At 69.9% G+C, this 25867-nt stretch carries 28 protein-coding genes; 12 read left to right on the forward strand and 16 right to left on the reverse strand.

Going from position 1 to position 25867, the window contains the following annotated elements; translation table 11 throughout:
* Positions 1–10: 10 nt before the first annotated feature.
* Together ACFYPM_RS19365 and ACFYPM_RS19370 are read right to left on the reverse strand one after the other, a co-directional pair.
* Complete coding sequence (locus ACFYPM_RS19365) at positions 11–481, reverse strand: hypothetical protein (protein WP_387198474.1); 471 nt, start codon at positions 479–481, stop codon at positions 11–13.
* A 158-nt stretch (positions 482–639) separates the two neighbouring features.
* The gene (locus ACFYPM_RS19370; protein ID WP_387198476.1) at positions 640–1677 is read right to left on the reverse strand and encodes a fatty acid desaturase family protein; all 1038 of its coding nucleotides are present in this window, start codon (positions 1675–1677) and stop codon (positions 640–642) included.
* A gap of 291 nt (positions 1678–1968) precedes the next feature.
* Between ACFYPM_RS19370 and ACFYPM_RS19375 the strand changes: the two genes are divergently transcribed.
* Entirely contained in the window at positions 1969–2463 is a 495-nt protein-coding gene (locus ACFYPM_RS19375; protein WP_387198479.1) for a hypothetical protein, read from the forward strand.
* Between the two features lie 189 nt (positions 2464–2652).
* On the opposite strand, the gene ACFYPM_RS19380 is transcribed toward ACFYPM_RS19375, so the two are convergent.
* Positions 2653–4113: an RICIN domain-containing protein gene (locus ACFYPM_RS19380; protein WP_387198481.1), complete on the reverse strand. Its 1461-nt coding sequence runs from the start codon at positions 4111–4113 to the stop codon at positions 2653–2655.
* A 220-nt stretch (positions 4114–4333) separates the two neighbouring features.
* Positions 4334–7426 carry an RICIN domain-containing protein gene (locus ACFYPM_RS19385; protein ID WP_387198484.1) on the reverse strand — a complete coding sequence of 1031 codons (3093 nt, stop codon included), beginning with the start codon at positions 7424–7426 and terminating at the stop codon, positions 4334–4336.
* A gap of 706 nt (positions 7427–8132) precedes the next feature.
* Here ACFYPM_RS19385 and ACFYPM_RS19390 point away from each other — a divergent pair.
* Both ACFYPM_RS19390 and ACFYPM_RS19395 read left to right on the forward strand, forming a co-directional pair.
* Positions 8133–8765 (forward strand): GDSL-type esterase/lipase family protein, encoded by a 633-nt coding sequence (locus ACFYPM_RS19390; RefSeq protein ID WP_387198487.1) that lies wholly within the window; start codon positions 8133–8135, stop codon positions 8763–8765.
* A 189-nt stretch (positions 8766–8954) separates the two neighbouring features.
* The gene (locus ACFYPM_RS19395) at positions 8955–9296 is read left to right on the forward strand and encodes a GlsB/YeaQ/YmgE family stress response membrane protein (RefSeq protein ID WP_387198490.1); all 342 of its coding nucleotides are present in this window, start codon (positions 8955–8957) and stop codon (positions 9294–9296) included.
* A gap of 316 nt (positions 9297–9612) precedes the next feature.
* On the opposite strand, the gene ACFYPM_RS19400 is transcribed toward ACFYPM_RS19395, so the two are convergent.
* From ACFYPM_RS19400 to ACFYPM_RS19410, 3 genes are read right to left on the reverse strand one after another with little or no spacing between them, the layout of a single operon-like run.
* Entirely contained in the window at positions 9613–10035 is a 423-nt protein-coding gene (locus ACFYPM_RS19400; protein ID WP_387198493.1) for a hypothetical protein, read from the reverse strand.
* Positions 10036–10046: 11 nt separating this feature from the next.
* On the reverse strand, positions 10047–10292 hold the full coding sequence (locus ACFYPM_RS19405) for a hypothetical protein (RefSeq protein WP_387198496.1): 246 nt from the start codon (positions 10290–10292) through the stop codon (positions 10047–10049).
* 11 nt (positions 10293–10303) lie between these two features.
* Positions 10304–10681: a DUF2089 domain-containing protein gene (locus ACFYPM_RS19410; protein WP_387198499.1), complete on the reverse strand. Its 378-nt coding sequence runs from the start codon at positions 10679–10681 to the stop codon at positions 10304–10306.
* A gap of 168 nt (positions 10682–10849) precedes the next feature.
* Between ACFYPM_RS19410 and ACFYPM_RS19415 the strand changes: the two genes are divergently transcribed.
* Positions 10850–11146 (forward strand): hypothetical protein, encoded by a 297-nt coding sequence (locus tag ACFYPM_RS19415; RefSeq protein ID WP_387198502.1) that lies wholly within the window; start codon positions 10850–10852, stop codon positions 11144–11146.
* Here the strand turns inward: ACFYPM_RS19415 and ACFYPM_RS19420 are convergent.
* Positions 11122–11682, reverse strand: coding sequence for a S41 family peptidase (locus ACFYPM_RS19420; RefSeq protein ID WP_387198505.1), 561 nt, complete (start codon positions 11680–11682; stop codon positions 11122–11124). The two genes, ACFYPM_RS19415 and ACFYPM_RS19420, sit on opposite strands and share 25 nt — an antisense overlap.
* 81 nt (positions 11683–11763) lie before the next feature.
* Between ACFYPM_RS19420 and ACFYPM_RS19425 the strand changes: the two genes are divergently transcribed.
* The 3 genes from ACFYPM_RS19425 to ACFYPM_RS19435 all read left to right on the forward strand — a co-directional run bounded on the left by ACFYPM_RS19425 (position 11764) and on the right by ACFYPM_RS19435 (position 13492).
* The gene (locus ACFYPM_RS19425; protein WP_387198508.1) at positions 11764–12234 is read left to right on the forward strand and encodes a DUF3592 domain-containing protein; all 471 of its coding nucleotides are present in this window, start codon (positions 11764–11766) and stop codon (positions 12232–12234) included.
* A 20-nt stretch (positions 12235–12254) separates the two neighbouring features.
* Positions 12255–12812, forward strand: a complete 558-nt coding sequence (locus ACFYPM_RS19430) for a dihydrofolate reductase family protein (RefSeq protein WP_387198511.1) — start codon at positions 12255–12257, stop codon at positions 12810–12812.
* A gap of 188 nt (positions 12813–13000) precedes the next feature.
* On the forward strand, positions 13001–13492 hold the full coding sequence (locus ACFYPM_RS19435) for a hypothetical protein (RefSeq protein ID WP_387198514.1): 492 nt from the start codon (positions 13001–13003) through the stop codon (positions 13490–13492).
* Positions 13493–13502: 10 nt separating this feature from the next.
* Here the strand turns inward: ACFYPM_RS19435 and ACFYPM_RS19440 are convergent, their stop codons facing one another.
* Together ACFYPM_RS19440 and ACFYPM_RS19445 are read right to left on the reverse strand one after the other, a co-directional pair.
* On the reverse strand, positions 13503–14711 hold the full coding sequence (locus tag ACFYPM_RS19440; RefSeq protein ID WP_387198517.1) for an MFS transporter: 1209 nt from the start codon (positions 14709–14711) through the stop codon (positions 13503–13505).
* A gap of 244 nt (positions 14712–14955) precedes the next feature.
* Entirely contained in the window at positions 14956–15336 is a 381-nt protein-coding gene (locus tag ACFYPM_RS19445) for a hypothetical protein (RefSeq protein ID WP_387198520.1), read from the reverse strand.
* 135 nt (positions 15337–15471) lie between these two features.
* Here ACFYPM_RS19445 and ACFYPM_RS19450 point away from each other — a divergent pair, with 135 nt between their 5' ends.
* The gene (locus tag ACFYPM_RS19450; protein WP_387198523.1) at positions 15472–16458 is read left to right on the forward strand and encodes an RNA polymerase subunit sigma-70; all 987 of its coding nucleotides are present in this window, start codon (positions 15472–15474) and stop codon (positions 16456–16458) included.
* Between the two features lie 171 nt (positions 16459–16629).
* Here the strand turns inward: ACFYPM_RS19450 and ACFYPM_RS19455 are convergent, their stop codons facing one another.
* Complete coding sequence (locus ACFYPM_RS19455; RefSeq protein ID WP_387198526.1) at positions 16630–17331, reverse strand: DUF4396 domain-containing protein; 702 nt, start codon at positions 17329–17331, stop codon at positions 16630–16632.
* 178 nt (positions 17332–17509) lie between these two features.
* A complete protein-coding gene (locus tag ACFYPM_RS19460) occupies positions 17510–18157 on the reverse strand; it encodes an NAD(P)-dependent oxidoreductase (RefSeq protein ID WP_387198529.1) in 648 nt (215 codons plus the stop codon).
* Between the two features lie 88 nt (positions 18158–18245).
* Here ACFYPM_RS19460 and ACFYPM_RS19465 point away from each other — a divergent pair, with 88 nt between their 5' ends.
* Both ACFYPM_RS19465 and ACFYPM_RS19470 read left to right on the forward strand, forming a co-directional pair.
* Positions 18246–18665 carry a winged helix-turn-helix transcriptional regulator gene (locus ACFYPM_RS19465; RefSeq protein ID WP_387198532.1) on the forward strand — a complete coding sequence of 140 codons (420 nt, stop codon included), beginning with the start codon at positions 18246–18248 and terminating at the stop codon, positions 18663–18665.
* 29 nt (positions 18666–18694) lie between these two features.
* A complete protein-coding gene (locus tag ACFYPM_RS19470) occupies positions 18695–19138 on the forward strand; it encodes a DUF5990 family protein (protein ID WP_387198535.1) in 444 nt (147 codons plus the stop codon).
* Positions 19139–19147: 9 nt separating this feature from the next.
* Here ACFYPM_RS19470 and ACFYPM_RS19475 read toward each other — a convergent pair whose 3' ends face one another.
* Complete coding sequence (locus ACFYPM_RS19475) at positions 19148–20239, reverse strand: winged helix DNA-binding domain-containing protein (RefSeq protein WP_387198537.1); 1092 nt, start codon at positions 20237–20239, stop codon at positions 19148–19150.
* Between the two features lie 59 nt (positions 20240–20298).
* Entirely contained in the window at positions 20299–21006 is a 708-nt protein-coding gene (locus ACFYPM_RS19480) for a carbonic anhydrase (RefSeq protein ID WP_387198540.1), read from the reverse strand.
* A 160-nt stretch (positions 21007–21166) separates the two neighbouring features.
* On the opposite strand from ACFYPM_RS19480, the gene ACFYPM_RS19485 reads away from it, so the two are divergent.
* Both ACFYPM_RS19485 and ACFYPM_RS19490 read left to right on the forward strand, forming a co-directional pair.
* Complete coding sequence (locus ACFYPM_RS19485; protein WP_387198544.1) at positions 21167–21844, forward strand: HEAT repeat domain-containing protein; 678 nt, start codon at positions 21167–21169, stop codon at positions 21842–21844.
* 7 nt (positions 21845–21851) lie between these two features.
* Positions 21852–22931: a MerR family transcriptional regulator gene (locus ACFYPM_RS19490; RefSeq protein ID WP_387198547.1), complete on the forward strand. Its 1080-nt coding sequence runs from the start codon at positions 21852–21854 to the stop codon at positions 22929–22931.
* 40 nt (positions 22932–22971) lie between these two features.
* Here the strand turns inward: ACFYPM_RS19490 and ACFYPM_RS19495 are convergent, their stop codons facing one another.
* Complete coding sequence (locus tag ACFYPM_RS19495) at positions 22972–24480, reverse strand: DUF1996 domain-containing protein (protein ID WP_387198550.1); 1509 nt, start codon at positions 24478–24480, stop codon at positions 22972–22974.
* A 305-nt stretch (positions 24481–24785) separates the two neighbouring features.
* Positions 24786–25811, reverse strand: coding sequence for a saccharopine dehydrogenase family protein (locus ACFYPM_RS19500; RefSeq protein WP_387198553.1), 1026 nt, complete (start codon positions 25809–25811; stop codon positions 24786–24788).
* Between the last annotated feature and the right edge of the window lie 56 nt (positions 25812–25867).

Below are 25867 nucleotides of genomic sequence, written 5' to 3' on the forward strand. Positions count from 1 at the left end.
TCGCGGTTCGCTAAGCGATCGAAAAGACACGATCGGTGGGGTCGACGACGACAGCCAGCACCGCGCCGGGCACGAGCGTCGGGTCTACCGCCCGGACCGTGTCCGCCTCGAACGTCGCGAACCCGGACCCGCTGATCCGCAGGTGCAGTTCCAGCCCGGGATCCTCTCCGCCCAGGTGGTTGGCGACAGCGAGAATCTCCGCCGTCGCGGCGACACCAGCGGCGGACAGCCGACGTGCGTCACGGCGCGAACGGTTGACCACCCGCCAGCCGAAGACGCCGAAACCAACGCCGACCAACGTCGCCAGTACGCCACCGGCGAGTAGGCCCCAGAAGTCTGCGGGCGGTCGCGGTGGCTCCAGCGTCACGGCGGCGACGAGCAGCACCGGCCCGGGCAGGCAGATGGCCAGGAACATCAGTCGGCTCAGTGTCGCGCCGATCGGACCGATGGGCGCTTCTGCCTCCCGGGGGACACTCGTCACCCCTCGCACTCTAGGTGTGTCGCGACCGGGGCGCACCGAGCGGGATGGCGCGCGGCTGGAAGAGTCAGGCGTGAATGGGCCGGGTGGCGGCTGGCAGGCGAAGGCGGCCTGGGGGCCGGCGCTGGCACTTCCGTGGCGCGGCCGGTGAGCACCAAGTCTCAGTCGTTGCCCGATCGGGTCGGTCCGGTGCCCACTGCCCGTAGGTGTGCCAGCCCTTGCGCCCAGGACTGGATGAGGGTGGTTTCGTGGTAGGCGATCTCGTGGTCCGCGCAGAACTGGCGGATCAGCGGCTGGGCGTGGCGGAGGTTGGGTCGGGGCATGCTGGGGAAGAGGTGGTGTTCGATCTGGTAGTTGAGCCCACCGAGTAGTGCGTCGAGGAACGGGCCGCCGCGCACGTTGCGGGAGGTGAGGACCTGTCGGCGTAGGTAGTCGAGGTCGTCGGCCTCGGTCAGGATGGGCATGCCCTTGTGGTTCGGGGCGAAGGAGCTGCCCAGGTAGAGCCCGAATAGGGCCTGGTTGACCAGGATGAACACGATCGCCTGCGGAACACTCAGGACCAGGAACACGGCTGCGAGGTAGCCGGCGAAGTGCAGGACGAGCAGGCCGGCCTCGGTTCGTCGGCGTTTGAGTCCGCCGCGGCTGACGATCGCCCGGATGCTGGCGCCGTGCAGGTGCAGACCCTCCGCCAGCAGCAGGGGGAAGAACAGCGCCGCCTGGTGCCGGACGAACAGCGCCCGCAGGCCGTGCTGCGTCGCGGCCTGACCCGGGGTGAAGGACAGCGGAGCCACGACGATGTCGGGGTCGCGGCCTTCGGTGTTCGGGTGGGCGTGGTGGCGGTTGTGCTTGTCAACCCACCACCCGTAACTGATCCCGTTCACCAGGTTGGCGCACACCAGGCCGACCACGTCGTTCGCCCGGCGGGAGCGGAAGATCTGCCGATGCCCGGCGTCGTGACCGAGAAACGCCAGCTGCGCGAGGAGCACCGCGACGCCGGCCGCGGTGGCCGTCTGCCACCAGGACGACCCGAGCCGCACGAACACCACGCCCAGCACTACGAGACAAGCCAGGATCACCGTCACCCGCCCCGCGTAGCGGCGGGGTCGTCGGTCGAGGAGACCCGTGTTTCGGACCAGACGGGAAAGGTCGGCGTACTCACTACCCCGGTCGCTGCGGGTACCAAGATCCGTATCACTCAACGTCGCCACTCCTTGTCAGCCACGCCGATCAGCTCGCTGGCTCCGCCGTCGGCCATGACCAGGCACTTGCGCACTTCGTCCGTGGTCGGACAGGCAAACCCCCGCTGATTCCCCAGTCTTCCGCACCGCCGCGTCTTCGCAACAGGAACCGGCGACTGATACGCGAGCAAGTCGCCCGTGGGCGCTGAGCTACCTGGCTCCCCGGGCGGGTCGTCGCACGTTGCCGCCCATCATCGCCGATCGAGGCTCGAAAGCCGGCGGACCACGGAAGGCGCCTGACCCGCCCGGGAGTTGCCGGGTCTGCTCGACGCCGCCCAGGGCGTGCGGTCGGCGGAGCTGCTGGTGCCGGCGTACCGGATCACCTCGTCGCTGCTGGTCAAGCTCGGCGGGGCCGACCTGGCCCGGCTGGCCGCCGACCGGGCGGTGGCCACCGCCGAAGACAACCAGCTCGTGGCGGCAACAGCAGCCATCGCGGTAGCCCAGGCGCTCCGCGCGTCACACCGCGACCACCTGGCCCTGGCAGCGGCCCTGACGGCCGCAAACCGCATCCTCCCGCCCACCCCCACCAACCCGACCCCGTCCCGCCCCGGTGATCATGATGTTGACGAGCCGGGTGGAGATCGAACCACCCGCCCACCTCATGATCACGGAGGCGAGGCCCGGCCGTTGACGCGTACGGTGATCGCCGATGTTGTCCGTGCGCAGCCGGCGCCGGCTGGCGTGGCGCGACTGGCGACGCTTGTCGGCCTCACCCGTCGACCGCACCTCGTCCGACCGGACCCGTGACGGGTCGTCGTCAGCCCGTCGTTTCGACTCACAGCGAACGCCACGCGTCACCGCCTCGTCCAGGTCGACCCGCCACCGGTCCTCATGCCCACGCCACGCCAGACGGCGCAGCCAAGTGACGTTGGAGTAACCAATCGGGGGTGGCAGACCGTGCCGCACGGTCTGCCACCCCGCCTCGGTGAGCCCCGGTCAGACCGCGGTTCTTGTCCAGCGCTGGTTGTTGGCGCTTCCGCAGGTCCACTGCTGGATGTCCGCGCCGTCTGCGGTCCCTGACTGGTACACGTCCAGACACTTGCCGCTGTGCCGGGCCACGAGCCGGAAGTTGCTACCCTGGGACTGCCATTGCCACTGCTGATTCTGGCCGCTGCCGCACGTCCACTGGACGATGTTCGCGCCGTCCGCGGTGGAGGCGGAGGCGACGTCGAGGCACTTGCCGCTGTTCTGGTTGACGATGCGGAAGTAGCCGCCACCGGCGTCCTCGAAGCGCCATTTCTGGTTGCTGCCGCCCACGTAGCTCCATTGCTTGATCTCGGCGCTGTCGGCCGTGGACTGCCCGATCACGTCCATCGCCTTGCCGCTGTTGACGTTGTTGATCCGGTAGTGGGTCCCCGAGGGCGGGGGCGTCGTGGACCCGCCGCCGATGTTGTCGCCATAGGCATAGCGGATCCGGTCGGCGCCAGAAGTGTTGCGGATGGTCAAGTTGAGATCGGTGCCGCTGCCACTGAGGGCGAACATCGAATACCAGTCGTGACCGGAGCCGGAGTTCTTGCCGCCGATGGCGGGCCAGTAGGTGCCGCCCATCTGGTTGTCACGCATGACCTGAGCCATGGCACGGATGTGGCGCACGAAGTTGTCGGTGCTGTTCGCGTCGGCGTAGTTGAGGCCGTTGTCCATGGGTCCGCCGAACTCGGTCGCGACCGCCCGGGAGGCACAGTTGCCCAGACGCGTCTGCATGTGACTCCGCCAGGCGTCGTAGGTCATCGAGCCGTAGAAGAACGCGTAGTGGTGGAAGGACAGCAGCGTCGAGTTGAAGCGGCTGTCGTTGCAGATGTCGCGCAGGTCCTGGCTTGCGCCAGTGCCGCCGATGAGCACCCGGCTGGGCGCGGCCGAGTAGTGGGTGCTGAGCCAGGTGGCTGCGATGTCGCGCCACTGTGCCGAGCTGTAACCGCCCGGCTCGTTCATTGGCTCGAAGTACACGTTGGTGTTCGAGCCGTAGGCGCTGGTCACGCTGGACCACATCGTGTTCCACGCGGCGAGGTTCGCGATCCTCGCGCCGGAGGAATGATCCGTCCAGAAGGTGAGGATGACCTTCATTCCACGGGCGGTGGCGGCGTCAATGGCGCCCCGGTAGGCGTTCCACCAGGTGGTGTTGGCCACTGTCTGAGTGTTGATGGGCAACCGGACGGTGTTGATCCCCATGGTGGAGGCCATGTCGTCGTAGAGGGCGTTGGCCTTGGCCTGCACTGTCGCGTAGCTGTCGGATTGGCTCAGGCCCTGCACGACGAGCGGGCTGGTGCTGAAGTTGTCACCCAGTTGAGCCCAGTTCATGCCTCTGAACTGGCTGGTGGCGGCAGCGGCCGGGCCGGCGGTGGCGGTGATGGCGATTGCCGCCGCGGCAGCCGTGGTCGCCATCACCGCGCTTGCGGCCACGAGCCTGGCCATTCGGGACAGGGGGCGGCTGAACATGGTAGGTCGCATTGCGTCGTCCTTTCTGTTGGGGGACGGGGACGGGACGATGCAGGTTCTATTGGTGTGTGGTCGCTGTTGCGGCGGCACGCCACGACATGAGCTGACTGATTCAGGATCGATCAGAGCCGAGCGCGGGCGGTCCGCAGTTTGTTGGGTGCAGGCGGTTGCGGCGCGACAGGCATCACGGCCGGACGGCCCCGACGGCATCTACGACGAGAGTGCCGCTGCGCACCACGATCTCCACGGTGTGCGTGCCGGCGCCGAGGTTGCGCAGGGCGTACGTCTGATAGAACTCGGGAGAGGCGAGCGTGCTCGCTGCGGAGTTGACCACCGTACCGTCCACCGTGACCTGCAGGACGGCCGAGCCGTTGTTCGGCCCGATGATGTCCAGTCCGGTGCCGGCGAACGTGTAGGTCAGCGTCGAGCCGCTTCCCTGGCTGGTCGACAGGCTCCGCTGAACGTTGTACATACCCTTACCGTTTTCGTGCGCCCAGGACCCGCCGTACACCAGCTTCCGGGCGGGCGGGTTGGCCAGGTCGGACATCTCCAGGTTGTCCAGCACCTCGGAGTAGTACGGCGGGCTTCCGTCGACCGTCTCCACCTTGAGGTTGTCAAACCGGGTGAAGTAGTAACCGCTGCCCAGCGTGATCCGGCCGGACAGCTTGGGATTCGGGTCGGTGTAGGTGGCCAGTGTGACGCCGTCGAGGTAGGCGGTCACCGTGCTTCCGACGCCCCTCAGCGCGATGTTGTGCCACGCGTTGGGAGCGGTGTTGAACCCACCGATCCGCACGCCGCCGGCGCCGCTGACCACGTTGCCGCTGGCGACCGCGCTGTTGTTGACCAGCAACTGCCAGCCCCCGTCGAAGGTGAACCTCACCGAGTACGGCGCACCGTTGTCACCGTGCTGCTCGCGGATGCCCAGCCGGGCGTGGTTGGCGCCGTTCTGGGTGCTGCTGTTCTCGAAGGAGACGTCGACACTGGCCTTGTAGTTGAGCCACCGGCTGTCACCGATCCTGGTGACCGCGTCCCCCCCGTTCCACGCGCCGCCCAGGCCCTGGCTCGGGCCGTCCAACTGCTGGCGCAGGACGTAATTGGTCGATCCGTCCGGCTGGTACGCCTCGAAGGCGCCGTTGCGGTCGCTGGCGTAGCGCGGGATGACGCTCCTGGCGCCGCCACGCGACGTGATGAAGTCCTCCGTGCCCGTGATGGTGCCGCCACTGCCGATCACCGGGACCGTCTTGCCGGAGTAGTCAAAGCCGTCGGCGTAGAGGATGTTGTCGCTGGTGCTCTGCACGTCGCCGGAGATGTCGGTGTCCAGCACGGTGCGCTGGCCCTCCACCGGCAGGGGTTCCAGGTACTCGGGCTTGGTGTGGTTGGCAAGCGTCGTCACGGTGACGACCGAGTTCGGCCTGACCGTCACCGAGTACACCCCGCCGTCTTCGGCCGGGACGCTGCCGAGGTGCTTCAGGTAGTTGGCGTTGAACGCCTGGCCGGGGTCGGCCGCGCGGGTTTCCCACAGCTGTAGGGCCGGAGTGCCCGAGTAGGCCATGTTCACCGGCTGGAGGCGGTACGACTGGGTGTACTCGCTGTCGTTCATGAAGACCGTGGAGAAGTTGCGCCTGTCGGGCGCGGCGAGCGTGAGATAGCTGGGCGTGCCGTTGCGTCCGACCACCGGGTTCGTCCCGGTCGCTCCGGTATAGCTGGATTCGGGGACGGCACGCCAGATACCGGCCGTGTTGCTGGAGTTCTCCCAGCCGGTCTTGGCGAACCAGCTGAAGTGCCGCAGCACGTCGATGGCGGCGTCGTAGTGCACCCAGCCCGACCAGGGATCACGGGCGCTGACGACCTCCTTGTAGGAGTACTGCCCACCCTCGTAGAAGGACCCGATGGCCGGTTGGTAGATGAAGTTGGTCCGGCGCGAGTTGACGAATCCCTTGATGATGGTGTTTCCCATCTCCAGCGCACTGTTGGTGCCGCCGATGCCGGTTCCGACCACCGACGGGGACCGCATGTTGTTGTTGGGGCGTAGGGCGGAGTTGCCGAAGGTCGCCTGTGCCTCGCTGTTCCAGATCTCCTTGTCGTAGTCCGTCGCCAGGCGCTTGAAGTTGCCGGCGCTGTCGTCGTCGGGGCTGTAGTGGTAGCCGGCCGCCGCCACCACGTCACGCAGGCCGGCGTCGCTGATCATGCTGCCGCCGAACGACCCGACACCGACCTCGTCGGAGATGACGACCTTGAGCTGGTTGTACCGGGACTGCTCTGTCGAGTTGGCGAAGTCGGCACTGTCGGTCCTGACCCGGTTGGCATAGGTCTTGGTCCAGTTCAGGTCCGCCCCGCGCTCGTTGAGACCAGGGTTGACGTAGTCGACCATGAACCCGTAGGTCCGGTACGCGCTCAGGATGGTCTTCTTGAACCAGGTGTAGACCTTGTCGTTACTGTTCGCCCAGCCGGGGGAGTTCCACCGCAGCAGGGACACCTTGACGTTGGGGTTGACCTTCTTCGCGTCGGCCGCGAGTTGGAAGCCCTGCGCACGCTTGACGTTGGGGGTCTCGGACTCCCAACGCATGGTCGCGGGGTCCGGTCCGGTGGAGTTGTTGCGGTCGTTGCCCATCTCGATCTTCACGTTGGTGAAGACCGGACTCTCCCCACCGAAGAGGACCCGCAGCAGTTGCGCGTAGGCGGTCGGGCTCTGGGCCTTGTAATCCATCAGCAACTCGCTGGTGCTGTTGGCGCTGAGCGCACCGAAGCCCTTGAACGTCAGGCCGTTGACGTTGCCGGCGCGGATGTTGTTGCCGTCCACCATGATCGTGCCCGATCCCGGAGTCGACACGTCGGTGACGATCCACTGCTGGTTGGTGCTGCCGCTGTTCGCGTACTGGACGAGGTTGGCGCCGTCGGACGTGCTGCCCCCGCCATCCAGGTACAGCCCGTTGGCCCGGTTCCTGAACTTGGCGTAGCCGCCGGAGTCCTCCCGGGTCCACTGCTGGTTGGTGCTGCCGCTGTCACTCCACTGGCCGCAGATGGACCCGCCCGTCGTGCGGCCCATCCCGTCCAGGTACAGGCCGGTGGCCCGATTCCTGATCCGGACGTGGTCGCCGACGGCATCGATCGTCCACTGCTGGTTGTCGCTGGACGACGAGGAATACTGGCCGACCGCGGCGCCGTTGGTGGTCCGGCCCATGCCGTCGATGAACTTGCCGGTGGTCCGGTTGCCCAGTTTGACGTAGGTGGCGGCTACTTCCATGGTCAGGCCCACTGGTGTGGACGCGACAGGCATGGCTACCACGTACGTCAGGGCTAGCACTGCGACCGACAGCATGCTCAGCGCTGTGGGCCTGACGCGGGCACGGCGCGGGCGGGCTGCTCCCGGAGTCTGCCGAGGCGGAGCGGATCGAGGGCTGGTCATGAGATCTCCAGTCAACCGGTCAACGTGTGGCAGGCGACGCCTCGGGCTCGCCGGCCTGCGGTGTCCAGAGGTGGCACGGCATCGTCTGATCGCATCGAATCATATTTATGCGATTCGGATCAAGAGATGCCATGAAAAGGATCGAGACGTTCAAGAACGTTCAGACTCGATCATTCGGCCGTGAGGCTGGAGGACCGCGACGGATCCACCCAGCGGTCGGGGCGCTTGTGGACGCGGACAGTGTCGCGCCGGCGGAGGTTCGGTGCCGGCCGTTGGCGCGTACGGTGATCGCCGATGTCGCCCGCGCGTGGCCGGCCGCGGCGATGCTCGCTGACCTGGAGACGTCACCGAGCCGCACCGGGTAGCAGAATCGGCAGTCTGAGGTCACGGCGACTGACACTGGAAGTGCATTGCCATGCAAGCAATTGCATATATATGCTGAGGGCGTGTTATCCGTCTATCCTCGTGCCCGTCTCGACTGTCTGTTCCTCGGGGGAAGACGGACCCTCCCGATGGTCACCTGCCGCCGGGCAGTCGGATGAGTGGGGCGGGGCTGGCGCCACCGGAGGAGCCCGGCGTGACGGGATCGCGGTGCGACCTGCGGGTGTGCTTCTTTGGTGACTCGTTCACGACGGGGGTTGGCGATCCGTCCGGTGTGGGCTGGGTGGGGCACGTGGCTGCTGCCGCCCGTGCGCAGGGCCATGATCTGACCGCCTACAACATGGGGGTTCGCCGGGACACATCCCTGGACGTGGCCCAACGCTGGCTTCCTGAAGCCCGTGTCCGACTCAAGGACGGGCAGGCTTTCGGGGTCGTGTTCGCGTTCGGGACCAACGACGTGGACCTGCAGCTCGGCCAGGTTCGTGTCCCGCCCGGCCGATCACTCGCGCTGCTTACCGCGATGCTCGATGACGCTCACGCCGCACGGTGGCACACGCTTGTCGTGGGGCCGCCGCCGGTGCTGGACCCGCAGGCAAGCAAACGGGCAGCCGATCTCGCCGCCACGATGGCGCAGATGTGTACCACCCGAGGCGTGCCGTTCGTCGATGTCACGGAGCTTTCCGCAGACCCGGTCTGGAGTCAGGAGATCGCTTCGGGTGATGCCTATCATCCGTTCGCGGCTGGTTATGCCCGCCTCGCCGCGCTGGTGGAGCCGATTTTCCTGCGGTGGCTGGCCGGCCTGCCAGCCGACCTGAGGCACTCAACATGATCAAGTCCCTGACGGTTTGACCGTGCTGTCCTGCACGGGCTGCGGCGTGGCGACCACCCTCTACCGAGGCGCACCCCGACGAGGTCGCCGCCTCCGAAACGGCCCGCGACCTCGGGCCGCGACCTGGCGGGGTTTCCGCGAACGTGAGTTTCGGGCATGTACCTGGGCAGCTGGAGGGGAGATTCGGCAATGCTGGTAACTGGTTATCTCGGCGCGGTGCTCATCGGTGCACTCGTCGGTCTGCTCGGCCGACTCATCCTGCCCGGAAGGCAGCGGATCGGTGTCTTTGCCACGTTCGTCCTCGGCGTCGGCTCGGCGGTGCTGGGCACCGTGGTCGCCAGGGCGCTGGACATCGACGACGGGGCCAACGTGGAGGTGTGGGTGCTGCGCTGGGACTGGGTCGTGCTCGCGATCCAGATCGGCTTGGCGATCATCGCCGTGGCGCTGGCAAACATGCTCACCTTCACCCGGCTCGCCGGCGGCGACGACAAGCCCCGTCGTCGGACCCGTCGCAGCCAGGCCAAGGGCTGAGCCGTCACCACACAGTGGTCAATCTCCTGGCGGTGGGCGCAGCCGGCGGCCGGCGGTGACTGTCGGTCACCTCCGCCGGGCGGGCAGCCACAGCGGATGGCCGGGGCTCGTCGTGCCGTGAGTGCGGGTGGTCTGAGGTGAGGCCATAACGCACACCGTTCGCCAGTGGGCGCCCTTGCCGGCGAGTTGGCGGGGGAGATGGTGGCCTGGCCGGGTGACGTCGTCGAAGCGTTGCGGCGGCCTGGGGCAGTTCGGGCAGGAGGCGTGGCGGGGCGCCGTACCGTGATCGTCGATGTTGCCCGCGCGCAGCCGGCGCCTACTCGCAGAAGACCCGCACGGTGGCGTCTGGTGAATCCACTTCCACGGTCACCTCGTCGAGGTGCTCCACGAGCGCCTCCAACTGCTCGGGCTTGAGCTGCGTCAGGTCGATCGGCACACCCGAGTCGCTGAGCGAGGCGTTGGCCTTGACCAGGGCCTGCGGCGGGACCAGGGCCGCCAGCCGTACGCCGGCGCGCAGCAGTTGCAGTGGCACCCGCACGTTGACCCGCGACGGCTCGCCGTTGTCGGTGGCGTCCACCAGCACCCGCAGGTACTTCACCTTGCCCTTCGGGCGGGTGTCGTGAGTCGCCGTCGGCGGTGTCTGGTCCCGTTCGAGGGCGGCGAGGAGCTGCTCCGCCTCCTCGGCGGTGATCTTGCCGGTGGCCAGCAGGTCGAGGATGTTCTTGCGTTGTTCGGTCATGCGAACCTCTCCTATCGGATAGCCACGAGCACGGCCGTGCGGCCCTGCTCGATGTCGAAGCGGGCGCCGGGCAGCGCGGAGATGACACGCCAGGCGGCGCCGAGTGCCCGCACCACCCCGATGCGGAACACGACGCAGGCCACGATCGCCGCCAGCACGACCAGGACCACGACCGGGAAGAGCACGAGCACCACGGGGAGCACCGGAACCCAGACGCGGACGGGTCTGCGGTCCGGGCGGTTGACCCTGACGGTCACCAACTGCGGCATCACGTCCGGCCGTCCAGCTCGGCCAGCGCCTGCTGTGCGGTGATCTCACCGCGGCGCAACTGGTCGATGATGTCGGCCCGCGAGGGTGCCGGGTCGGTCTCGACGAAGTCGAGCATCTGCGTGATCCGGTTGAGTCGTGACTTGATCGTCGGGTAGCTCACCCCGAAGATGCGTTCCATCTCCTTGATCGAACCGTGGCAGCGCACGAACGCCGTGACGAAGACCTGGTCCTCGATGTTGAGCTGAGCCAGTTGCGGTGGCTCGAACTCGCCCTCGATCGCGACGCCGTTGCTCGCCAGGCGCACCCGTTCGACGACGAACGGCTGCCCTCGCGTCAGGCTGGTGAGGTCCTGCCAATCCATCGCCTGATCTGTCACAACTGAATTTGTAGCTCAAGAATCCTAAGTTTCCAAGAGTTTGATCTTAATTTTCTTTATACCCGGCCGTGGTGGTGGAGGTGGGTGGCTGGGTCGATCTGCGTCTGGAGGACGTCAGCGCGGCGGACGCTGTAACCGGAACCAGGCTGACCGGCATGGCGGGGGTCGATGGCGAGGGGGCGCCGGCTCGACGGCGACCGCGAGCTGTGCGACCCGACGATGCCGACGCCCGGCGGCGACGCGACCCGGGTTGTACCGAGCCGCCGTTGGGTGCGGGCGGTGACCGGCGTGCTTGTGGCGGTGGTGGCCGCGGTCGTGTTCACCGCACTCTGCTGGGGGCTGCGCGACTGGCTCGTCGACCAGGGCCGGTGGGGCCTGCCGATCCTGCTGGCGGTGCGGATCGCCTGCTTCGCCGCGATCGGCTGGGGCTGTTGGCGGGCCTACCAGGGCTTCCGTCGACCCTGACCGTCCGCGCAACCTTCCGCCCGACGATCGGGTCGAGCTGGGCAAGCCGGCGTTGCTCGCGCCCGGCATGATTCACTCGCCTGCACAGAGGTCGGGGTGTCCCGGCGCGGCGGACACCCCGACTTCACGCGAAAGCCGAGTCGATCATTGGCCGCCGGCCGGGAAGACGGGTGGCGGGCCGTCGGATGCGCGCCGCCACGTGTCGTCTCGCCGACGACGACGACGGCCCGGCCGTGCGCCTGCGGGGTGTACGCCACGTCCTCGCCCCCGGAGAACGTCATCGCGCTGGTGAGTACGTGGACCGGGCGGTCCGCGTAGCGCGGCGCGGGAAGGTGCGCGGTCGTCCAGAACTGGCGGGTGGCGCCGGTGGACCGTTCGTAGAAGTCGTCGAGGTGCACCTGGTCGTCGCGGAAGAAGTAGCTGCAGCACATCGCGGCGCCCTCAGGTGTTCCGCCGGAGCAGGCGCGCAGGTCGAGGATGAGCGCGGCGCTGAGGGCGACCAGTTGCATCGCCGCGCCGATCGCGGCGGCGCCCACGTCGGCGTACGCGATTTCGTGGCGGCTGGGGCGCCGTGCCGACCCATCAGTCGTTTGTGGCTCGTGGCTATCCTCTCGGCCATGCCTGACTTTCGCGGGGACACCTCGGGCGTCTCGACGCTCCGGACGGCGCTGACGCTGGTCATCGTCGGAATCCTGGCGACCGGTATCGGCGTCACCTTCGTCTGGGACGACCGGGGCTCACCGCGGGAGCTGACCACGACGGGCACGCTGACCGGCTCCCACCCATCGGCCCGGCACGAGAAGCGCAAGGGGACGTGGTACGAGTTCCAGTACGCGATCACCGACGGACGGCAGGTGGCCACCAGCTTCAGGGTGACCCCCAGCGGCTCCCTCGACCGCGACGGTGACAGGGTCAAGGTGATCTATTCGCCGGATGCCCCGCTGGACGGCCGGTTGTGGGTGACCCGAGGCGGCCTGGAGTTTCTGCCGGCGGCCGGCGGGCTGGCGCTCACTCTGGGCGCGCTCCGAGTCGTCATCCGCGAACTGCTCAAGCGGCGTCGCCGGCGGCAGGCACCCGCCCGCGCGTAGCGGCGTTAGACTCGCCGGCCATGGGACTCCTGACCTTCAGCCTCAACGTCACCCTGGACGGTTGCGTCGACCACCAGGAAGGGATCGCCGACGACGAGACGCACGCCTTCTTCACCCGTCTCATGGAGGAGGGCGGAGCGATGCTGTGGGGACGCGTCACCTACGAGATGATGGAGAGCTACTGGCCGGCCGTCGCCAGCGGCGACGTGGAGGCGCCGGCGGCCCTTCGCGAATGGGCGGTCAAGCTGGAGGCCAAACCCAAGTACGTGGTGTCGTCGACGCGCCAGGACTTCCCGTGGACCAACAGCCACCACATCGTCGGCGACCTGCGCGAGGGCGTGCAGAAGCTCAAGGACGCGACCCCGACCGGGGTCCTCCTCGGAAGCGGCACACTTGCGACCGAACTCGACCGGCTGGACCTGATCGACGAGTACAAGCTGCTCGTGCATCCCAGGATCGCCGGCCACGGCCCGACGCTGTACCAGGGCGGGCTGCCCGCCACGCGCCAGCTGGAGTTGCTCTCGGCGGAGCCGCTCCGCAACGGCGCGGTGGCCATGCACTACCGTCGCGCGCGCTGAAGGTCGCCTCACGGGCGTCACTCCTGTCCGGCAAACGGGGATCGGCCTTCCTGGTGGTGCTCGAAGTTGTCCTCGGCCAAACCTCCGGCGTGCCGTCACCTTGGCGCGCCGCTGCAGAAGCGCCGTGATAAACCGAAATGTCCCCCGCGGATGGATGATCTCTCTTCCATCGGTTAGTGTCCGCGTCCGTGAATCACTCTCGAATTGCTTCCGCACTGGTGATCCTTGCCGCTGCCACCGCGCTGACCGCCTGCGGTGACGGGGACGCGGCGACGACCGCCGGCTCGACCCCGTCTGCCACCACGGCCGCCGCCTCCCCTTCCGCCGCGCCGGCGTCGTCGGCCGCCGCGGGCTCCACGGCCGACAAAGAACTCTGCACGTCGTTCAGCAAGGCCGCCGACGAGATGAAGGCCGAGCTGGTGAAGATCGCCACGGCTGGTGAGCCGACGGCGGCGGACTTCAAGAAGATCCTCGCCGATCTGGAGAAGGAGACGGCCGCGTTGGCCTCGGCCGGCGGCGACAGCAAGGTGGCCGCTGCCCTCAAGTCGTTCGGCGCCGAGGCGGGCAAGGCCGCGGCTGCCGCCGACCCGGAGTCCGCTGCCGACAACGGAGCCCTCGAGAAGGCCGGCACGGAGCTCACCGCAGCGTGCAAGGCGGCCGGAGCCAGCGTCAACTTCTGATCACGATGGTCTAACCCTGTTGCATGAGACGGGGGTCGTGGTCGCCGCCGCTGGTGACGACCGGGCGGGTCGTGTCCCTGGCGACGGCCACCATGATGATGGTGCTGAGCAGTGCGGCGACGGGGGCGAGGCCTAGGCCGTAGCGGACGCCGTTCGCCGCCACCAGACCGGTGACCGCCGAGCCGGCGGCACTGCCGATGGTGAACGCGGTGGCGACCCACGCGAACGCCTCGGCCACGGTGCCCGGCGCCGCGAGCTGGTCCACCAGGAGGAAGATGGCGGTCAACGCCGGCGGTAGGGCCAGACCGCTGATCGCCAGCAACACCGCCATCAGCGTGGGGCGCGGTGTCAGCAGCAGCGGCACGAAGCCGAGGGTCAGACCGGCGGTGAGCAGCGGCAGCCGCCGCGCTCCCGCCGGCCTGGCCCGGATGTAGAGCAGGCCGCCGATCAGGGCGCCGGTTGCCTGCGCGGCGAGCAACCAGCCGGCCAGGTGCCGGTTGCCGGCTTCCTCCGCGTAGGCGGTGACCGCCACCGCGATGCCGCCGACCGCCATCCCCGTGCCGACCACCCCCGCCAGCAGGGCCGCGAACCGGGGTACGCGCAGCGGACCGGCCCAGTGTCGTGCGGCCGGGACTCCCCGCCAGGCCCGCACGGCGGGAGCGCGGACGAACGCGGCGGTGCCGACGAGCTGCAGCAGCGCCGCCACCACCAACCCGGCGACCGGCCCGCCGAGCGCTACCGCGAGGAGCGTCGTGAGCGGTCCGGCCACGAAGATCACTTCCTGTACGGCGACATCCAACGCGTACGCGGCCGGCACTGCCGCCGGCGGCAGCAGGTCCGGCCACAACGAGCGCAGGCACGCCTCCAACGGGGGAGCGCCGAGCCCGGCGACCACGGCGCCGACCGCCGCACCCGTCGCGCCGAAGGCGCCGGTGGCCACGAAGCCGAACCCGGCGCCGGACACCACCACCGCGAGGCACAGCACCGGTGGCTGTCGCCAGCGGTCCACCGCTCGGGCGAGCAGCGGCGTACCCACCGCCACCCCGGCGGTGTACGCGGCGACGAGCAACCCGGCTGCGGCCAGGCTGAACGACTCCCGCGCGAACAGCAGGAGAGCGAGCGGCCCGGAGGCCGAGGGCAGCCGGCCCACCTGGGCGGCGAGCAGGACCCAGAGCACCTGCGGTGCACGCAGGACCACCCGGATACCGGATGTGGACATGAGACATCGCTCCCGGTGCGATGGAAGGAATCGAATGGACCCGTCAGCAACTGCCGGCGCGGGTCAGGGAGCGAAGTCGGACCGGTCGTGGTCGTTGCCGTACAACGGCAGGGGGGGCGTGATCCACCGGGCGTACGAAGCCGCGACCGCCTCCACCGGAACCACGAACTGACCGTATCGCACGACCCCGGTCCACGGGGGGGTGCGTCCTACCCGTCGGTGGCGGCCCGATTGTTCGGAGCGCTCAGCCGCGCGCCCGGGGCCGGGTGAGCACGTCGCGGATGGCGAGCACGACGAGTGAGAGCGGGATGAACACCCAGAGCTGAAGCACGGTGTACCGACGTAGCTCCCCGTCGATGGACGCGCCGGCCAGTTCGGCGTCGAGGGCGCCGGGGCGCATCAGCGCGATCGCGTACGCGGACAGCGGGGCGTAGTTGAGACCCGCGCCGGTCAGCCACAGCCCCAGTACCCGGCTGCCGAGGCCGTGCGCCGACGCCAGCAGCCAGACACCCCACGTCACCATCACGACCACGCCGACGAGGAACTCGGCCAGGATGATCCAGCGTCGACGGGTGGTGCCCCGGCTGCCGTACATGTCGATTGCCGCCAGGCGCCGAACGTTCATCGCAACGATGGTGCCACCGCCGGGCAACCTGCGGAGTCGGGCCGGAAGACCGCCGCGACCGACGCCGGTGATGAGTTTTCGCGCCCGCACCGGTCACACCCACGACAGGACCTGACGAGGCGGAAGGATGACGTGATGAGTGCGGACACACGGTTGGACGGCGAGGTCGACGAGCTGACGTTCTCGGGGCTGGCGGCTCGGCACCGGCGGGAGTTGCACGTGCACTGCTACCGGATGCTCGGGTCGTTCGAGGACGCCGAGGACGCCGTACAGGAAACATTGCTGCGTGCCTGGCGGGGACGGGAGACCTACGAGGGACGGTCCACGTTCCGGGCCTGGCTGTACCGGATCGCCACGAACTCCTGCCTGAACCTGCTGGCCAAACGCCGTCCGGAAGCCGCCAGCGGCGGTGAGGTGCGGTGGCTCCAGCCGTACCCGGATCGGCTGCTCGACGAACTGCCCGCGGGTGGCGCGGACGAACCGGAGGCGCTGGCCGTCGCGCGCGAGACGATCGAGCTGGCGTACGTGGTCGCGGTCCAACACCTCGCGCCGCGCCCACGGGCCGTGCTGATCCTGCGCGACGTGCTCGGGTGGCCGGCGAAGGACGTCGCGGACCTCCTCGGGGACTCCGTCAACTCGGTCAACAGCGCGCTGCAACGAGCCCGCGCCGGCATGCGGGAGCACCTGCCCGCCGAGCGGCAGGACTGGACCGGCGGCGAGGAGGACGCCGGCACCCGCGAGCTGGTGCGCCGCTTCACCGACGCCAGTGTGGCCACCGACATCGACGTGCTCGCCGCCATGTTGCGCGACGACGTCCGATGCTCGATGCCGCCCACGCCCGGCCTGTCCGTCGGCCGCGACGCGGTGGTCACCAACTGGGCGCAGGACGGGTTCGCCGACCTGCGGGGCCTGCGCGGGGTCCCCACCTCGGTCAACCGGCAGCCGGCGGTCGCCTTCTACCTGTGGCACGCGCAGGAGGGCGCGTACCTGCCGCTGACGATCGACGTCCTGCGCGTCACCGGCGGCGCGATCACCGAGATCGTCACGTTCCACGACGACCAGTTCCCGCGGCTCGGACTGCCCGAGCGCCTGCCGGCCGACGACGCCGAACAGGCCCGCTGACCGCGCCGGCGCGCGGCCGCGCCCGGACCGCCTGACGCTCACACCCTCGGCGACCACCACCCCGGTCAGAGGTGGGCGACGACGCAGGCTCATGCCCTCGGCGACGTGCTTGCCGGTCACGGCCGAGTTGGGTGAGCGCGGCTTCTCACCGACCTGTGCGGCCCACCGCGTTCAGTCGTAGGGCAGTCGGCGCGGTTCGAGTCGCCACCCTCGGCCGAACTGCCAGGAGGCGGTGGGCCACGCCGCGACGAAGCCGGCGATCAGCCCCAACTGGCCGGCGAACCAGAAGAGCGGGCTGTCGGGCCGCAGCGGTGGCTCGGGAAAGACCACGCGATGCGCGAGCGTCAGCCACACGAACAACGTCACCTCGAACGCGCTGATGGTCAGCAGCTCGACCCGGGCGACCGTGGACAGGGCGTGCCAGATCTTCCGGACACTGCGGCCGGGTGCGCCGACGTACCGGAAGAGCACCGCGATCGCCACCGCCGCCAGGTAGTCCCCGGCGTAGTCGACCCACAGGGTTTCCTGCGCCGGATGGGACCTGACGACGTACAGGGCGACCTCGGCGACGACGAAACCGAGGGCGCAGTGGGCGCCGCAGCGGGACACCCGGGTGACGACGATGCCCCGGCGGGGCCGTCGGCGCTGCCCCTCCTGCCGCCGCTGGCCAAACGCCTCCGGCCTGCCCCAGTTCCAGTAGAGGCGCACGGCTGCCGGGCCGACGTAGAGGACGGTCACCAGCCAGACGATCTCCATGACCCGGACCGGCTGACGGTGCCCGCGAAGATAGGTGTCGGCGACGACGACCGCGCAGCTCACGACCCCGAACGCGAGCGAGACCCAGGACAGGGCCAGCAGCCAGGTGGGTTGCATCCGCGCCCCTTCCGCACGCGGGGCGACGACGCGCCTCCCGCTGCCGCATCCGGAGGGGGCTCACTGGCCGGCGGCACCGACCGACGGCACTTCGCAGTGTTCCATGCCGCGTCCGCCGGCAGCCGGAGATCGGGTGTTGCCGCCGACCGCGGACCGATGGTTGCCGCTGACCTCGTCGTCAGTTGCCGAGGTTGACCTGCGTCCGGTGGTGTTCGCCCTTCTCGATGAGGTCGACGAACCCGAGCGCGTAGTCCGCGGCGGAGATCGCTCCGCCGTCCTCGGGGGCGACCGCGACGTCGTCGCCGAGCCGGTAACGGCCGAGTTGCTCGCTGGGCATGTATGCGCCGAACCTGAGCGCCGGGCTCACGAAGACCCAGTCGAGTGTCGCGGGCGCGGCCGGGAGGTCCTCGATGATGAGCGCTGCCCCGGCGCGGATCTCGTCGTGGAGTTCCGCCGGGACGTGGCTGAGGTCGGCGACGAAGCGTTCCGCCCCGGGCGCGGGGCGCAGCGACGAGTAGCCGCCGACGACGAACAGGGGAACGCCGGCGGCATCGGCCAGACGTGCGACGCTGCGGTAGACGTCGCGGAAGACGCCGGCCAGGGGGCCGCGTGGGGCGAGTGCGGCCACGACGACGTCCGCACCTTCGATGGACGCCGAGAGGGTCGCTTCGTCTCTGGCGTCGCCCTGGCGGTAGGTCACGTTCGGGACCGGCGCCGAGGGACCCGAGCGGCTCAGTGCGGTGACCTGGTGACCGCGAGCCGCGGCCTCCGCGACGATGGCCGAACCGGCGTAACCGGTGCCGCCGATGACGGTGATGCGAGACACGAGGTGCCTTTCCAGGAGATGGTTGGCGTCGGACGACGCGCTGCGATTACCGTACGAGTGCAACTCTCCAACGGGAAGTAGGCACTTTGTGGTAACCACCCCCGGGGTCGAGCCGGTGCTGCGGGGCAGCCCCTACCGCGCGGACTGCCCGACTCGTCACATCCTGGACCGCATCGGCGACCGGTGGACGGTGCTCATCGTAGGCGCGCTCTGGGACGGCAGCGCCCGGTTCTCCGAGTTGCGCCGACGCGTCGAGGGCGTCTCGCAGAAGATGCTCACCCAGACCCTTCGCGGGCTCGAACGCGACGGTCTCGTGCGCCGCACCGTCTACCCGGAGGTGCCGGTCCGCGTCGAGTACGCGCTCACCGAGGCCGGACGTACCCTGCGCGGGCCGCTGCGCGCGCTGGAGGAATGGTCGATCACGCACCTCGGTGACGTGTCGGCGGCGCAGGAGGCCTACGACCGGGCGAATCTGCAAGCGGCGGGCTCCACGGATCGCGACCGCTGACGCCTGGTCGAGAAACTAGAGTCGCCGGCATGCGGATCCGGATCGACGGCAGCGACCTCCCCGGGCGGCGCCCCGGTGCGCAGGCCGACGCGCTGCGGCTCGGCAACGTGCACGTCGGGGTCCAACGCAAGGCCGAGGTTGTCGATCAGGTGCCGGCCGACGCCGAGCGGGCCGCCTGGGCGTTCGAGGTGTCCAGCCGGGAGGTCGACGGGTTGCTGGACGTCGGCGGCCAGTGGGTGCACGGCCGACCCGGGGCACGCTTCCTGTATCTGAGTTGGGGCGCGGTGACCGAGGACGGCTTCGCGATGTTCCGCCGAGCGAAGCTGATGTTCACCGACATCCCGACCGAGGTGCTGCGCGCCGCACACGAGGGCGGCGGGGTCCTGGTCGGCCGGGTCGGCCTGACCGATGCGACGGGCGGCCCGATCTGCGCCCGGGTCCACCCGCCCGCGATCGAGTGGACGCTGGAGTGATCCCTACCGTCAGGTGGCGAAGTCGACGCCGCCGAGGGAGACGGACCGGTATGCGGCGAGGCGCTCGGCCTGTGCGGTGACGGCCGTACGCGCGGCGTCCGACAGCGGGTGCCAGGGCTGGACCGCGACCGTGAAGGTGCGACCGGACTTGCGGGGACGCCAGGTGCCGACCAGGTCGCCGTCGACCAGCACACCACCGGGGCGCCCCAGCACCGGCCACAACTCCTTCGCGTGGGCGGTGTCCGGCACCAGCGTCGCCCGGTCTTTGGCCTGGAGGAAAAGGTCGAACGGGCCGAGAAGGCGGGTGACCCGGGTGTCGGCGGATGCCAGCGCCTCCTCGTCGGCGGCCAGCAGCGAGCGCACCTCGCCGGCGACCGTCACCTCGATCACGTCGTCGGGCCAGCGCGCCTTCACGTCCTTCAGCGGTGCGTCGAGATAGTCGGCCACCTGTTTCGGAGTGGCCGGGCCGAGCAGGCGAAGGTAGGCGCGGACGAGGTCGAAGCGATCGCCCGGGGCGACCGCCTTCCGGAGCCCGGCGATGCGCCGCAGGACCGGTGGTGAGGTGTCGAGTTGCAGCTCCAGCCCGGCCCGCGCGGCGGCGAGCCGGAACGGCATCTCGTAGACGTGCGTGGCGTCGCAGGGCCGGCAGAACCGCAGGTACGGCTCGGGCAGCACCGAGGCCAGGCGACCGGAGACCGCTCCCTTGACCGTCGGCGTGGTGACGATGGCCCGCATCCGGGCGGCCACCTCGTCGAGGGCCGCGAGGTTGGCGATCCCGGCCGCCTTCAACGGCGTGGACGCGTCGTAGATGCGCTTGCCCGCGTCGGCGTCGGAGAAGGGCTCCACCGCGGCCAGCACGTGCCCGATGTCGGCCCGCCGGTAGAGGTGCGGGGCACCGCGCACCGTCCACAACAGCACCACCTCCGCGCCGGACAGCGCGGTCACGTCGACGCCGCGCACCGCGAGCGCCCACCGGGCGCCGTCCGGACCGGTGTTCTGCACCCCGATGTCCAGGACGGCGGCATCGGTGAGCGCGCCCGCTGTTCGGTCGAGCTGCTGGGCCCGGACCCGGAAGCTCAGCACCTGCTGTCGATCGACCATGCCTGTACCCTAGATGCGGCGGTTTGGTCCAGGCGCGCAGCGCCCATCCGGCGGGGCCGTCAGGCCACCAGCGATGCGCGGCCGTTGTCCAGGTCGTAGCGGGCGCCCACGACGCGCAGCGCACCCTGGTGCACCTTCTCGGCGATGATCGTGCTGCGGGCGGAGAGCGCCGCCACCTGCGCGGCGATGTTGGCGCGGACCCCGTTCTCCACCGGGTCGCCGGGCTGGTCCAGCACCGGCTCGACGATCGGACGCAGAGCGTCCACGATGACGCCGATGTGTCCGGGTGCCGTACCGCCGCTGTGGATGGCGTCGATGGTGGCGGTGATCGCGCCGCAGCGCTCGTGGCCGAGGACGACGATCAGCAGACTGCCGAACTCCTCCACGGCGAACTCGACGCTGCCCAGCAGCAGGTCGTCCACGATGTTGCCGGCCACCCGGTTGTCGAACAGGTCGCCGAGCCCCTGGTCGAAGAGCACCTCCGGCGCCACCCGGGAGTCCGCGCAGCCGACGGTGATGGCGAACGGGTGCTGGCCGGCGGCGAGTCGGTGCAGGTCGGTGAGGCCCTGGTGCGGGTGCCGGCCGTGGCCGGAGGTGAACCGCCGGTTGCCGGCCTGCAGCCGGCGCAGCGCCTCGGCCGGCGTACCGACCGGGTTGTCGAGCGGTGCGGCCGCCGCAGCGGACGGGCTTGCTGCCGCACCGACTGCGACGGCGGCGGCGCCACCGGCAGTCAGCAGCGAACGACGGGACAGGTGTGCACGTGCCAAGGCGATCTCCCGGGGGGCTAGGTGTTGCCTCCTTCCTACCAGTTGATGCCCACCGATGGATCTACCGTGGTCGACGAAAGTTGCCCGGGGCACTCGCCGTAGGACGCCTTGACCTTGACACGGTGACACGGTCTTCAGTGCTATCGAGGAGGTGGTCTCGATGACCGGACCGCAGAGGGAGACGAACGCCGGGCGGGCGCTCCGGGCGCTGGAGCACGGCGACCCGTCGGTGCGGCTGCGTGCGGCGCTGGCGGTCGGCACAGCCCCGGACCCGCGGTTCGTCGACACCCTCGTCGCGCGATGCGCGATCGAGCCCGAGTTCCCCGTACGCGAGATGCTCACCTGGGCACTGATCCGCCACCCACCCGCGCTGACCGTCCCGCGGCTCACCGACCAACTCCGCTCGCAGCCTGCGCAGGCCCGGAGCCAGGCGTTGCACACGTTGTCCAAGATCGGTGATCGGCGGGCCTGGCCGGCGGTGACACGGGCGCTGCTGACCGACCCGGACGACGAGGTGGCGCGGAGCGCCTGGCGGGCGGCGGTCGTCCTCGTGCCCCCGGGCGACGAGCCCGAGTTGGCCGACGTGTTGGCGACGCAGTTCGGGCGCGGCACGCGGGATACGCGGGATACGCGGTTGAGCCTCAGCCGGGCGTTGGTCGCGCTCGGTGCGGTGGTGACGCCAGTCCTGCGCGTCGCTATGACAGATCCTGACCCGCAGGTACGCGCGCACGCGATCGCGACGCAACGGCTGGCGCGGGACCCGGATGCCCATGTCGAGTTCTCGATCGAGGAGGCGAAGCGTGTGGTGGCCCTCGGCGTGACCGGCGAGAGGGGATGATGCGCAGGTGCTGATCGGTGACGTGGCGCGCCGGTCCGGGGTGAGCGCCCGCATGCTCCGGCACTACGACTCGCTCGGCCTGGTCCGACCGACCGGCCGCAGCGGCGCGGGCTACCGGGAGTACTCCGACGCGGACCTCCGGCTGATCTTTCAGGTCGAGAGCCTCCGGTCCCTGGGCCTGTCGCTGCGTGACGTCCGGCGGGCGCTCGACGATCCCGGCTTCACCCCCACCCACCTCGTCGACGACCTGATCCAGCGGACACGACAGCGCATCGCGGACGAGCTGGACCTGCTCACCCGACTGCGTCGGATCGGTGCCGCCGAACCCGCCGACTGGGAGGACGTCCTCCAGGTCGTCGCGCTCCTACAGGCACTGGGCTCACCGAGCGCGGGCCGGCGTCAGCGCGCGGCCCTGTCCTCGGCCGACGGAGTGCCGGTGCCCGTGGAGGCACTCGTCGAGGCGGCGCTGAACGAGACCGACCCGAACGTCGCCGGAGCCCTGCGATGGGCGCTGGAGCAGTCGGGGGACGGCGGCCTGGCGCTGCTCGCGGACGGCCTGCGGGCACCACAGGCCGAGGTGCGCGAACGGGCCGTCCAGACCATCGCCGAGATCCCGCACGACGCGGCGACCGACGTGCTGCGGGACGCCCTCACGAACTGCGACGTCGTGGTCCGCAGGTACGCGGCGCTGGCGCTCGGGGCACGGCGGGTGGTGGACGCGGTCCCGACGCTTGTCGACATGGTCGTCGAGGAGACGAAGGACGCCGAGGCGGCCGACGTGTTGGCCGTGCTGGCGAGCGAACCCGCGGTGGCGGAGCGGATCGCGACCAGGCTCGTCGACTGCCTCGCCCGGGGGACCCTGGCACCGTCCGCGCGTCGGCGGCTGACCGAGGCGCTGGCGGACATCCCCGGCGGCACCGCGGAGCGCGCCCTGGTGGACCTGTCCCGGGACGACGACCGCGCCGTCGCGCTGACAGCGACCTCCATCCGCACGCTCCGGACGGGGGGCGGCAAGCGCCGCACCGGGATCGGAGGATTTCGCGACGATCCCGGGCCGGGCACGACGCCGGACGACCCCCTCGCCTGAGCGAGGGGGTCGTCCGGTGGCAACGGTGTGGGCGCCCCGGTCAGCCGCCGGCGAACGTGACCTCGGTGCCGCACTTGGCGTTCTGGTTGAGGCAGGACTTCACCAGGGCGCCGAGGCGTGCCGGCTCCCAGGCGTTCATGAAGTCGCCGTGCATGGACGACGGCTTGCCGGAGGAGAGCGTGAGACCGTCACCGCCCAGCGACTGGTAGTTGACCATGAAGGACAGGTCCGGCACGGCCACCGGGTACTTGCCGGTGCAGACGCCGTTCACCGGGTCGCCCATGTGCGACTTGTGGTCGGGTGAGTCGATGTTCTTGCCGTCCCAGCAGTCCTTGAACACCAGCTGGAAGATCAGGTTGCCGCCGGGGGCGCAGACCGGCCAGTTGCCGTCGCCGCTGCGGCCGATCTCGGCGCTGCCGGCGCACCAGAACTGATTGCTACCGGCGTTCTTCGGGGTGTCCACCTGCCGCTTGGCGTCGCCCTCGACGACTCGCAGGCCCGGCGGGAAGGGCTTCACGGTCGACGGGTCCTTGACCCGCGAGCCGTAGTAGACGCGCATGCTCTTGATCGGGACCGGCTGACCGTCCTTGCGCAACTCCGGGGTCCAGTAGGCGCTGTTGTCACCCGGGGCGTTGCAGTTGGTCGTCGCGGAGAGCAGCTTGTCGGTCGTGCTGAACGCGTCGATCTTCGGACCGAAGAACGTGTGCATGTGCGAGGCGCCCGGCAGGGCCGGCACGACGATCGGGTCGTCCGGCGCCGAGTTGGCGACCTCGCAGTCGGTGTGGAACTCGGGGACCCGGGTGGTTCCCGGCGTCACCGCCTTCGGGGTGAGGGCGTCGAAGGCGGCCAGTTCCCTGCTCCACCGGGCCTGGTCGACCGGGACCCAGCCGCCGGCCGGTGCGCTCGGCGGGACGGACGTGGAGGCGGAGGCCGACGGGGTGGGACTCGGCGCGGACGAGGCGGGGGGCGTCGCCGAGGCGCTCGCCGGTGCGCTCGGCGACGAGCCCGCCGCGGGGCCGAACGTGAACCAGTTCAGGTTCACGAAGTCCGACGTCGAGGTGCTCTTCATGACCGCGAAGACGGTCTGCGGGCCGGTCGGCGCGCTGGACGCCTTCGCTGTGACTGTCGTCCACTTCTGCCAGCCGCCGGTCTGCGCGATCGGGAAGGTGGCCAGCGCCTGCCCGTCCGGCGCGCCGAGGCGCAGCTCGACCGTGCCGCCGGTGGCGTTGTGCGAGGAGACCCGGGCCGTGAGGTTGGCGCCGGTGATCGACACGCCGTCGTAGCGCAGCCAGTCGCCGCTGGCCAGCCAGCCGACGTTCCGGCCGCCGTCGGCGTCGCCGGTGCCCTCGGTCTGCGCCCCGGACTGTGCCGCGAAGGCCTCGGCCTGGACCCGGCCGGGCACGGCGACCTCTTCGGCCTGGGCGCCGGCGATGTAGATGCCGCTGGCACCCAGTGTGGCCACGACGGCGGCGGCGAGCGAGATACGGGTGCGGCGGCGACGCTTTCGCGCCCGGTCCGCCGGTGCGACATGCGCGGGGGGATTCCGCATTACCAGTGTTGTCCTTTGCGTCGGCGACAAAGCTCTTGACGAAAGGAAGTATGAGCGCGGCGGGAGTCAGCAACAACTCGCGGACGAAGAATTAAGAACGGTGCTTGGTAAGTCTCCTGGTCGCCGTCATCTCCGTTTGGGATAACAGTTTTTCGGGCGTGCAGTCTTAAGTCTTGATTAAGTGTTTGAGTGCCGGGGTCGCGTCTCCCCGGCGCCTCGATGATTACATATTTCTGAGATGATTTCTTACGGCGATTCGTTGGGTCGGCCGCCCGGCGTCGCGGTGGGGAGCCGTCGTGGACGATTCAGCCGGGACGGCAGCCGTCGAGCAGCTCGACCGAGATGCTTGGCGACAGCGAGCGGAGGAAGTCGGGCGCGTCGAAGATCTCACCGGCGGAGGCGACACCGCTCGTCCTCGTCTGACCGGCGAGGATGCGGCGGACCGCCTCGACGGCCAGGGGCGCGCTGACGGCGTAGATGTCCCGTCCGGTGGCGACGACGCGCCGTCGCGTGTCGCCGCGCCGCACCACGACGTCGACGGTGAACGTCTGCGCCGAGCGCCCCGATTCGTCGGCAGCGACCGGTGCCTGCGCGGCGGCCAGGTCGGTGGCGGCGTCGGCGGCCATGTAGGTGCGGACCTCGGGGATGGCCAGGTGGCTCGGGACGGTCACGACATCGGCCATGGTGAACTCACCGAGCACCCGGCGCCGGCCCAGCGGCGGGGGAAAATCCCAGTCCAGGCTCGGCAGGTCGTGCTCGCCGACGTGGTACTCCAACTGTCCCCCGGTGTAGCGGACCCGGCGGCCGTCACGGCGCTCGCGGGAGACGACCCCGGCGGCCACCGTCCCGGCCGTCGGGTGCCAGTTGCTCAGTCCGTACGCGACGTGCGCCTCGTCGGCCGACGTCCAGTCGCCCATCGCCGTGGTGACCAGCAGGTCGCCGAGCCCGCCGAAGAACGCCATCGCCGGGACCACCGCGACGCCGGCCGCACGGGCAGGCTCGCTGAAGTGCGCGAACGTGTCGACGTTGGCCTCGATCTCGGCCGCCACGTCCACGTACGGGATCCCGGCGCGCAGCGCGGCCTCGATCACCGGGGCGGCCGTCGAGGCGAACGGGCCGGCGCAGTTGACGACCGCTTCCACGCCGATCAGTGCCTGGTCGAGCGAGACCGGATCGTCCACCGACGCCACCCGGTAGGCGAGCCCCGACGCCGCCAGTCTGCTCTCGTCGCGGCCCAGCAGTAGCGGCACGAACCCGCGCTCGCGCAACTCCGTCACCACGAACCGTCCGGTGTGCCCGTACGCTCCGAACACCGCTACACGCTGATTCATTGCTGCCCCCTGAGAAGATCGACTGGGTACAGCCTCCAGCAGCGGCGGATGATCGG

The sequence above is a fragment of the Micromonospora sp. NPDC005203 genome, assembly GCF_042872705.1.
Classification (GTDB): domain Bacteria; phylum Actinomycetota; class Actinomycetes; order Mycobacteriales; family Micromonosporaceae; genus Micromonospora.

What these genes read in the sequence shown, in the direction of transcription:
- ACFYPM_RS19385 (WP_387198484.1), bottom strand. Translation starts at nt 7,426, where the DNA reads ATGCCTGTCGCGTCCACACCAGTGGGCCTGACCATGGAAGTAGCCGCC.
- ACFYPM_RS19395 (WP_387198490.1), top strand. Translation starts at nt 8,955, where the DNA reads ATGCTGGTAACTGGTTATCTCGGCGCGGTGCTCATCGGTGCACTCGTC.
- ACFYPM_RS19400 (WP_387198493.1), bottom strand. Translation starts at nt 10,035, where the DNA reads ATGACCGAACAACGCAAGAACATCCTCGACCTGCTGGCCACCGGCAAG.
- ACFYPM_RS19415 (WP_387198502.1), top strand. Translation starts at nt 10,850, where the DNA reads ATGGCGAGGGGGCGCCGGCTCGACGGCGACCGCGAGCTGTGCGACCCG.
- ACFYPM_RS19425 (WP_387198508.1), top strand. Translation starts at nt 11,764, where the DNA reads ATGCCTGACTTTCGCGGGGACACCTCGGGCGTCTCGACGCTCCGGACG.
- ACFYPM_RS19430 (WP_387198511.1), top strand. Translation starts at nt 12,255, where the DNA reads ATGGGACTCCTGACCTTCAGCCTCAACGTCACCCTGGACGGTTGCGTC.
- ACFYPM_RS19440 (WP_387198517.1), bottom strand. Translation starts at nt 14,711, where the DNA reads ATGTCCACATCCGGTATCCGGGTGGTCCTGCGTGCACCGCAGGTGCTC.
- ACFYPM_RS19445 (WP_387198520.1), bottom strand. Translation starts at nt 15,336, where the DNA reads ATGAACGTTCGGCGCCTGGCGGCAATCGACATGTACGGCAGCCGGGGC.
- ACFYPM_RS19450 (WP_387198523.1), top strand. Translation starts at nt 15,472, where the DNA reads ATGAGTGCGGACACACGGTTGGACGGCGAGGTCGACGAGCTGACGTTC.
- ACFYPM_RS19455 (WP_387198526.1), bottom strand. Translation starts at nt 17,331, where the DNA reads ATGCAACCCACCTGGCTGCTGGCCCTGTCCTGGGTCTCGCTCGCGTTC.
- ACFYPM_RS19470 (WP_387198535.1), top strand. Translation starts at nt 18,695, where the DNA reads ATGCGGATCCGGATCGACGGCAGCGACCTCCCCGGGCGGCGCCCCGGT.
- ACFYPM_RS19475 (WP_387198537.1), bottom strand. Translation starts at nt 20,239, where the DNA reads ATGGTCGATCGACAGCAGGTGCTGAGCTTCCGGGTCCGGGCCCAGCAG.
- ACFYPM_RS19485 (WP_387198544.1), top strand. Translation starts at nt 21,167, where the DNA reads ATGACCGGACCGCAGAGGGAGACGAACGCCGGGCGGGCGCTCCGGGCG.
- ACFYPM_RS19495 (WP_387198550.1), bottom strand. Translation starts at nt 24,480, where the DNA reads ATGCGGAATCCCCCCGCGCATGTCGCACCGGCGGACCGGGCGCGAAAG.
- ACFYPM_RS19500 (WP_387198553.1), bottom strand. Translation starts at nt 25,811, where the DNA reads ATGAATCAGCGTGTAGCGGTGTTCGGAGCGTACGGGCACACCGGACGG.